The sequence below is a fragment of the Elusimicrobiaceae bacterium genome, from assembly GCA_017528825.1.
GTDB lineage: Bacteria > Elusimicrobiota > Elusimicrobia > Elusimicrobiales > Elusimicrobiaceae > Avelusimicrobium.
Map to the genome: position 1 here is coordinate 101199 of JAFXOI010000035.1, position 7571 is coordinate 108769.

Annotated in this window: 10 protein-coding genes; 8 read left to right on the top strand and 2 right to left on the bottom strand. The window is 42.9% G+C overall.

What is annotated here, in order from left to right:
* The 4 genes from maf to IKN49_06570 all read left to right on the top strand — a co-directional run bounded on the left by maf (position 1) and on the right by IKN49_06570 (position 2710).
* On the top strand, positions 1-555 hold the full coding sequence (gene maf, locus IKN49_06555; GenBank protein MBR3632696.1) for a septum formation protein Maf: 555 nt from the start codon (positions 1-3) through the stop codon (positions 553-555).
* A complete protein-coding gene (gene trxB, locus IKN49_06560) occupies positions 552-1478 on the top strand; it encodes a thioredoxin-disulfide reductase (GenBank protein ID MBR3632697.1) in 927 nt (308 codons plus the stop codon). The genes maf and trxB overlap by 4 nt, the downstream gene beginning before the upstream one ends.
* Positions 1479-1526: 48 nt before the next feature.
* Positions 1527-2129: a DNA-3-methyladenine glycosylase I gene (locus IKN49_06565; protein ID MBR3632698.1), complete on the top strand. Its 603-nt coding sequence runs from the start codon at positions 1527-1529 to the stop codon at positions 2127-2129.
* A gap of 92 nt (positions 2130-2221) precedes the next feature.
* Positions 2222-2710: a hypothetical protein gene (locus IKN49_06570; GenBank protein MBR3632699.1), complete on the top strand. Its 489-nt coding sequence runs from the start codon at positions 2222-2224 to the stop codon at positions 2708-2710.
* On the opposite strand, the gene IKN49_06575 is transcribed toward IKN49_06570, so the two are convergent.
* A complete protein-coding gene (locus tag IKN49_06575) occupies positions 2711-4060 on the bottom strand; it encodes a chloride channel protein (protein MBR3632700.1) in 1350 nt (449 codons plus the stop codon).
* 120 nt (positions 4061-4180) lie between these two features.
* On the opposite strand from IKN49_06575, the gene IKN49_06580 reads away from it, so the two are divergent.
* The 4 genes from IKN49_06580 to IKN49_06595 are packed head-to-tail and all read left to right on the top strand — an operon-like array spanning position 4181 to position 7118.
* Complete coding sequence (locus tag IKN49_06580; GenBank protein ID MBR3632701.1) at positions 4181-4780, top strand: NAAT family transporter; 600 nt, start codon at positions 4181-4183, stop codon at positions 4778-4780.
* A complete protein-coding gene (locus IKN49_06585; protein MBR3632702.1) occupies positions 4777-5907 on the top strand; it encodes a hypothetical protein in 1131 nt (376 codons plus the stop codon). Before IKN49_06580 ends, IKN49_06585 begins: the two co-directional genes overlap by 4 nt.
* A gap of 27 nt (positions 5908-5934) precedes the next feature.
* On the top strand, positions 5935-6495 hold the full coding sequence (locus IKN49_06590) for a hypothetical protein (GenBank protein ID MBR3632703.1): 561 nt from the start codon (positions 5935-5937) through the stop codon (positions 6493-6495).
* 47 nt (positions 6496-6542) lie between these two features.
* On the top strand, positions 6543-7118 hold the full coding sequence (locus IKN49_06595) for a hypothetical protein (protein ID MBR3632704.1): 576 nt from the start codon (positions 6543-6545) through the stop codon (positions 7116-7118).
* A 164-nt stretch (positions 7119-7282) separates the two neighbouring features.
* Here the strand turns inward: IKN49_06595 and IKN49_06600 are convergent, their stop codons facing one another.
* Positions 7283-7489, bottom strand: coding sequence for a hypothetical protein (locus IKN49_06600; protein MBR3632705.1), 207 nt, complete (start codon positions 7487-7489; stop codon positions 7283-7285).
* Positions 7490-7571 lie beyond the last annotated feature (82 nt).

A 7571-nucleotide genomic window follows, 5' to 3' on the forward strand; every position in this document is an offset into this window, starting at 1 on the left:
ATGAAATTAGTGTTGGCTTCCCGTTCGCCCCGCCGGATAGAATTATTACGCCAGCTGGGTAAGAAATTTGTTATCTCTCCATCAGAAAAGGCAGAAGTAACTCGCTATAAACGGCCGCACTTGCAGGTGCTTGACTTGTCTGCTCAAAAGGCACTGACAGTGGCTCAAAAATATCCGCAAGCCTTAGTGATTGGAGCCGATACTTTGGTGTATTGCGGCGGAGAGGTAATCGGAAAGCCGAAAGATGAGAAAGACGCTTTACGCATTTTGCGTAAATTGAACGGAACGTGGCAAAGTGTTTATACCGGTGTTACTTTGGTTCACTTGGCCTTGGGAAAATGTGTGCGCGGTGTAGCTAAAACCCGTTGTAAAGCGCGCAAATTACCGTTAGCACAATTGCAAAAATTGGCTGGAAAACATTTGGATAAGGCCGGCGGTTATGCGGTGCAAGACGAAGATGATTTATTTATTGAGAAAATACAGGGAAGCCGCAGCAATGTGGTGGGATTTCCGGTAGAATTATTTACAGAAATGATGAAGGAGTTTGAAAAATGACACAAACAGATTTACTAATTATTGGCGCAGGTCCTGCAGGTTGCAGTGCTGCCATTTATGGTGTAAGAGCCGGACTGAAAACTATCATTGCCGGCGGAGCAATGCCCGGTGGACAACTGTTGCAAACTAATGATATTGAAAATTATGCCGGATTTATTAATCCCGTAGGCGGCTTTGAACTGATGGACCAAATGCACAAACAATGTAAGCGGCTGGGAGTGCAAATTACTACCGATGAAATTGTAAAAATTGAAGGGGAAAAAACACCTTTTTTAGTGACTGCCAGTAGCGGGGAACAATATCAGACTACCGCTATTGTTATTGCCACAGGTGCGGCCGCACGGTGGCTGGGCGTTAAAGGAGAAGATAAATTGCGCGGTCACGGTGTGTCGGCTTGTGCCACGTGTGATGGATTTTTCTTCAAAGGCAAAGAGGTGGTTGTGGTAGGCGGAGGTAATACTGCTTTTGAAGATGCTCTGTTTTTATCTCAATTCTGCCCCAAAGTAACACTGGTGCACCGCCGGGAAGGGTTTCGCGCGGATGCCGTAACCGTAGAAAAAGTAAAACAAACGCCTCATATTTCGATGCAACTAAATTGCGTGGTGGAAGAAGTGCTGGGAGATGATACGGTTACCGGAGCCTTGCTGAAAAATCTAAAAACAAATGAGACGATACAGTTGCCTTGCCAAGGAATTTTTGTGGCGGTGGGAGCCGTGCCGCAAACCGGTTGGCTCAAGAATTCTTCCGTGGCCCTGACTCCGTCCGGCCTAGTGGCCGTAGATGAAAAACAGCGCACGAATATAGAAGGTATTTTTGCCGCCGGAGACTGCACGGAAAGTGAATTTAGACAGGCCAGTGTCGCGGCAGGAAGCGGGGCAAAGGCCGGTATCAGTGCGGCTGCCTTTGTCAATTTGCACCGTTAATGTTTCAAATACGAAATTTTTTCTGCGCAAAATTTAAGGATTTACTCGATGGCTTATTGTAACAGCTGGTGTCGTTCGGAAGCAGATCAAAAATACCACGATACGGAATGGGGCGTCCCCTTGCATGACGACCGTAAGCAGTTTGAGTTTCTTATGTTAGAAGTCATGCAGTGCGGATTGTCTTGGCGGCTTATTCTCAAAAAACGCGCGGTTTTTCAACGGTGTTTTGATAAATTTAATTATGAAAAAATTTCTCGGTATACGGGTGTAAATATCAAGAAAATTTTGAATGCCCCGGGCATGATTAAATCCGAACGAAAAATTAAAGCAATTATCCAAAATGCCAACGCATTCCTGAAAATCAGAAAAGAATTTGGTTCTTTTAGTGCATTTTTGTGGGATTTCTGTGGGGGAAAAACAATTGTTTATTCCGGTCATGCTACAGGAAAAGTTCCGGCGGCAAATGGTTTGTCGGCTCGCTTAAGCTATGAACTAAAGAAACGTGGTTTTGCCTTTCTTGGACCGGTAACCGTCTATTCACATTTACAATCCTGTGGAATCATCAACGATCATAGTAAGACTTGTCCTTTATTTGCTCAGATCAATAAGCATTATCCCATTGTTAAATGCTCCCGCGACCAAGAAATTTAAGCAGGATAGAGCTATAACTTTTTAGTTGAAATCAGTCACGTTTTACGTCAAAAATAGTACAATACGGTATCTGCTGGTAGGAGGCATATGATATGGCACATATTCGGTATGGAAAAAATGGGCTCGAATTAGATATTAGTCCTATTTCTCGTTGGTATGAGCAGGAGAACGAAGAGCCGTGTATGGAGTATGAAATCGGCTTATACTATAATGATGTTCCCTTGTTTTCCGATGCGTTCGCAGAAAAAATAGTGGCCCTAAAAGATGCACAAGCCTCTTATTTATCCACCTTTATTTTGCAGGTACTTTCACGGGGAGAGATGGACAATTGGATTATGTTAGAGCCCAAAGTATCTGTGTTTTTTACGCCTAAAGTATCGGTGGGATGTGCGTGCCGCGGGGAAATGCCGGGGCAGACACCGTTTTACATGGAAATTAAATTGGACCAAAACATTTTGGCTGATAAACCTTACACCGAGTATTCCGATACAGGACTTGTGCTCAAATTAGAAGCCTCCCGCGAGCAATGGGGAGAGTTCGCCCGTCAATTAGAGCAAGAAGAAGCAGATTTTGAAGACTAGTTACTTGTCGTCCTCGAAGCCCTTTGGGTTAGGGATCAAGTGCTTTGACATTTCTTTGAAAGTTTTTAACAACAATCCTTTGGAAGGGGCCGCGCGCGGAGCTTTTTCCGGATGGGCAATAGGCAGCTCAGTTCGTTTGTCTAGTGATATCCGTTGACTGGCGTAAACGCTTTGCCGGCCGCTCATTAAAAAGCTAACCACACAAGCTACAGCCGCATAGGGTGCAATTTCCGCCCCAAAAAGTTCAATAGCCATAATACTGGCAGACAGAGGCGTATTGGCCGCACCGGCCAGCACGGCCACTAAACCTAAGGCCGCCATGGTGGCTGTATCGGTGCCTAACCAAGAGGCCAGCAAAGCTCCTGCCTGGGCGCCAATGAAAAATATCGGGGTGATGATTCCGCCTACCCCTCCGGCCGCAAAAGTGATACCGGTCGTGAGTGATTTGAGGAAAAATCCAAACGGATTTTCTAAAGCACCACCTGATAGAATTTGATTAAATCCATCTACTCCCAGCCCTAAGTAAGAAGGAGAAATCCACAGCCCGATAAGTATGAGTAGAATCCCTCCTATAAAACTACGCCAAAACGGAGAGGTTTTTAGAGCAATAAAGCGGAAAAGAACCTTGGTAAATTTTAAGGTTTCGGCTAAAATGATGGAAACAAGTCCGAAAAATAAGCCTGCCACTATCACCTTTAGGAAAAATTTCTCTGCTAATATCGGAGAGAAATTCATGGGATGATAGATATAGCTCACCCCCAAATAGGTGGTAACTTGGAAGGCGGTAATTCCGGCGATAAAGGCAGGGAACATTACCTCATAGAAAATGTGCCCTACAAAGAGTACTTCCAATCCAAATAAAGCTCCCGATATGGGTACTCCAAACACCCCGGCAAAGCCGGCACTTACCCCGCAAATCATTAGTTTGCGTCGGTCTTCTAAATTTAAGCGAAATAAACGGGCCATGGCAGCTGCCACTCCGGCCCCGCCGTCGGCACACGGAGCTTCTTTTCCGGCAGATCCGCCTATAGCCATAGTGAATATGGAGAGAAACAGAGATTTCAAAGCGGAAATCACACTGATTCCGCGGTAAGAATTAATTTTATCAATCACATCATCTGTAGAATAATCTACATCATGAGGTGCAGTTCGCCGCGATAATAAGTAGACGATATAAAGTCCAAACGGAAGTGCTAGATAGTAAAGAGGGAATTGTCCCGTATAGTGTAGGCTTTTATCTAAGGCTTTTAGAAATAAGGCATCCATCACGCCTACCAATATACCCACTAGTAAAGCCAGAGCAAACCATTTCATTAAATTAACAAAACTATTTTGCTGTATATGTAACATAGTTATATTGTAATAAATATCCCGCTCTTTGCGTAGCGCTATATGAGGTTATTTCTTAGAGAGAAAAAAATGCTATAGTATATAATATATTCGTATTTTGACGATTTGAGAGGAGTTTTTATGGATGTATTTATTTCTTCTGTTGTTACCTTGGCTTTAATTATGGATCCGTTTGGGAATATCCCCTTGTTTATTTCCGCCTTGAAAAAAGTATCTCCGGAGCGACGTAAAGTGGTGCTCATTCGGGAGTTATTAATTGCGCTACTGATCATGTTAGTATTTCTTTTCTTAGGGGAATGGTTTATGCGCGCATTTGGTGTGCATTCTTTTTCCATGAGTATTGCCGGCGGTATAATTTTGTTTATCATTTCGGCCAAATTGGTGTTTGGCAATGATACAGAGCCCACCTCCGATCCTAAAGAGGAAGAACCTTTTGTAGTACCATTGGCTATTCCGCTGGTTGCCGGTCCGGCTGTGCTGTCTATGATCATGATTTTATCTGCGCAACAAGCCGATAAGCTGATGACGTTAGGAGCTATCTTGGTGGCGTCTATATTTAATTCTGCGGTGCTCATGATGTCTTTTCCCATCAGCAATTTGCTGGGAAAACGCGGCTTAGTAGCCATAGAGCGTCTGTCCGGTATGATCTTGGTGTTGATGTCAGTCAACATGGTGATGGGAGGAATCTCTGAGTTTATTCAGGGTGGACTGGGCAAATGAAAAAAGGCTTATTGCTGTTAATAATCAGTTTGTTGTTGGGCGTGACAGTATCGGCTGCGGAAAAAGTAAATTTTGCGGTATTTGTTAGCCCTACCTGCATTCATTGTAAACATTTTGAGAATGAGTATTTACCGGTACTGCAAGAAAAATACAAAGACACGGTAAACTTTCAAATTTACGACATATCTAAAGACGGAAATAATTTAATCTTGCAGGAAACCGCTAAGGCTTTTGGGCAAAGGCCGGCGTATCCGACTGCTATTGTAGGAAATACGTATATGGTGGGGTATCCGCATGAAATCAAAACTTACGCGGAAAGCGCTATTGAAAAAGCTCGTTTATTAGGTGAAAAAACTCAAATCGCGGCTGCTAGACAAGATACGCAAGTGGCTTTTTCCAAAATTACTTTTTGGGCTATTATCGGAGCGGGATTGGTGGATGGTATCAATCCGTGTGCCTTTGCGGTAATTGTGTTTTTTGTATCCTTCCTGACCGTTTATAAATATACCCGCAAAGAAATTTTGGTAGTGGGAAGTGCGTATTGCGTTGCTGTATTTATTGCCTATGTGTTAATTGGGCTGGGGCTTTTCCAATTTCTGTATGCGATGAAAAGTTTTTATTGGGTCATTAAGAGTTTTTACTGGATAACGGCTTTACTGTGTTTACTGTTCTTTGCCTTGGCTGTTTATGATTTTATTATTTATAAAAAGACCGGAAAGGCTGAAAAAACAATTTTACAGTTACCGCATGGTCTAAAGGTGCTCAGTCATAAAATTATGCACTTTTTCTTACGAGACAAACACGATAGTGTGTGGCGGTTGGCTTTGGCGGCCTTGGCGGTGGGATTTGGCGTTTCTTTGGTAGAGGCCGTTTGTACGGGGCAAGTGTATTTGCCGACAGTTGTACTAATCATGCAAGATCCGACTTTTCGTTTAAAAGCAATTGTTTATTTGGTACTATATAATGTCATGTTTATCATGCCGTTGATAGCGGTATTTGCTTTAGCATTGGCAGGTTATGAATCAAAGACGTTCAATGAATTCTTGAAAAAACACTTGGGAGCCACTAAACTATTATTATGCTTAGTGTTTTTGGGATTGTTCGTTTTGTTAATTAGTAATTTGTAACATTTAATTCTTGTAAGGAGAAAGTATATGAAAAACTTAAATAACCTAGGCATTTCACGTACTGCTCTTATTGTTATTATTGTTTTGGTTGCCATTGTGATAGGAGTAGTGGTGTTTGGGCAGTTTGTGGAACAATCTCGTGCAACAGAGGCGGAAAATATCATCAATTTGGCCGCTGCTTCCCAAGGAAGACAATTGATGAATAAAGGCCGTTATGCAACGACATGGAAAGCGTTGGATATTGCTCCTATAGCACCGCATTTGGCTAAAGTGGGGGAATATATTAACCAAGAGGGTACCGTGTATTTAACCCAAGGCGGTGGTTTTACAAAGCCCAATAGCGGTTTTAAGATGTATTTTGAGGAAGTGCGCGGAAAAATGTATTTAGTTGCTCAGCGTATCAATTGGCGTTATGATTATACGTTAGTTCGTCCATTAGGGGAAAAAACTACTTATTGCGTGCCGTCACAGGGGCCAAAGTCTCCGGCCGATAAATCCTTCTGCAGAGAATTTATGGGACTGGACGCTAATAAAGAATTACCGCAGGATCCGCGTACTATAGAAGAAGAATACAGTCCGTATTGGTAAAAATATACCCGCGGTAAAAGCCGCGGGTTTTTAGGGGGGAAAAATAAATGAAAAGTAGTCAGTCTGGCAGTGCAATCCTCACATGGAGTGTACTAAGTTTTGTGGGGATTATGTTGGTAGTTGGTGGATATGGGTTGTATCAAAAACAGATAGAGAAAACTAGCGCTTTATCTATGCAGGCGATGCTGGTCAATGTCGTAATCGCACAAGACTTGTATGACGCCAAACATCATCGTTTCTCTAATCAGTGGAGCAATATCGTGGGGGATGTGGCTCGTCCTGCTATGCTGGAGGTACAGATGCAAGCCAACCCGCAACAACCGGCAGAGTATTTTATCGGGTTTGGGAAAAATGCCATTACAAAACGCAACGGATATGAAGTTTCTTTATCCGTAGCGGCAGACGGCCAAAGCGGAACGGTAACGGCGCGTCGAGTGGGTAGTTGGCTGTTTTCCTATCAGTTGCAACGTGTTTTGCCGGATGGAAAAACGCAATGTAATGGGAAAGGGCTGGCTAAATTTGTTTGTCATGATTTTGAACAGACGAGCCGTGATTTGGAAGTAGAAAATTTAGTTCCTGTTTCCGATCCTTCTGCTCTTAACACTGAAAAGTCGCAAAATTGATTTAGGTACGCTTACGCTAAAAAACCCCGCAAAATAGCGGGGTTTTTAGTTTATAAATCTATGCCTTTCGAATCTCGAAACGAAGTAGGTTTTTTTACACAAAAAAATACGGAAGGGGAGGGAAACTTACTTTCGTCTAATTGTACCCAGTTTTGTACCCAGTTCTAACAGCATCCATTGGGGCGTTTTTTACCCTCCACATCATAAGGTTTTCGCATAAAGTATTCTTCTTTTTTCCCTTTATTCCACGCACCTACGGGTCGCAAATACCCCACCACACGGCTGTACACTTCACACTTGGACCCGTGCACGTCTTTCATTTGTTCTTTAAGATTTGCAATTTGTTTTTCCAGTTCTTCTTTAGTAGCCATAACGCACTCCTTTTAATAATAAAAATAAATTTGTTTGCCCAATAATAGGGGCACTTTTTACAGTTCACTTGGCAAAGCGGTT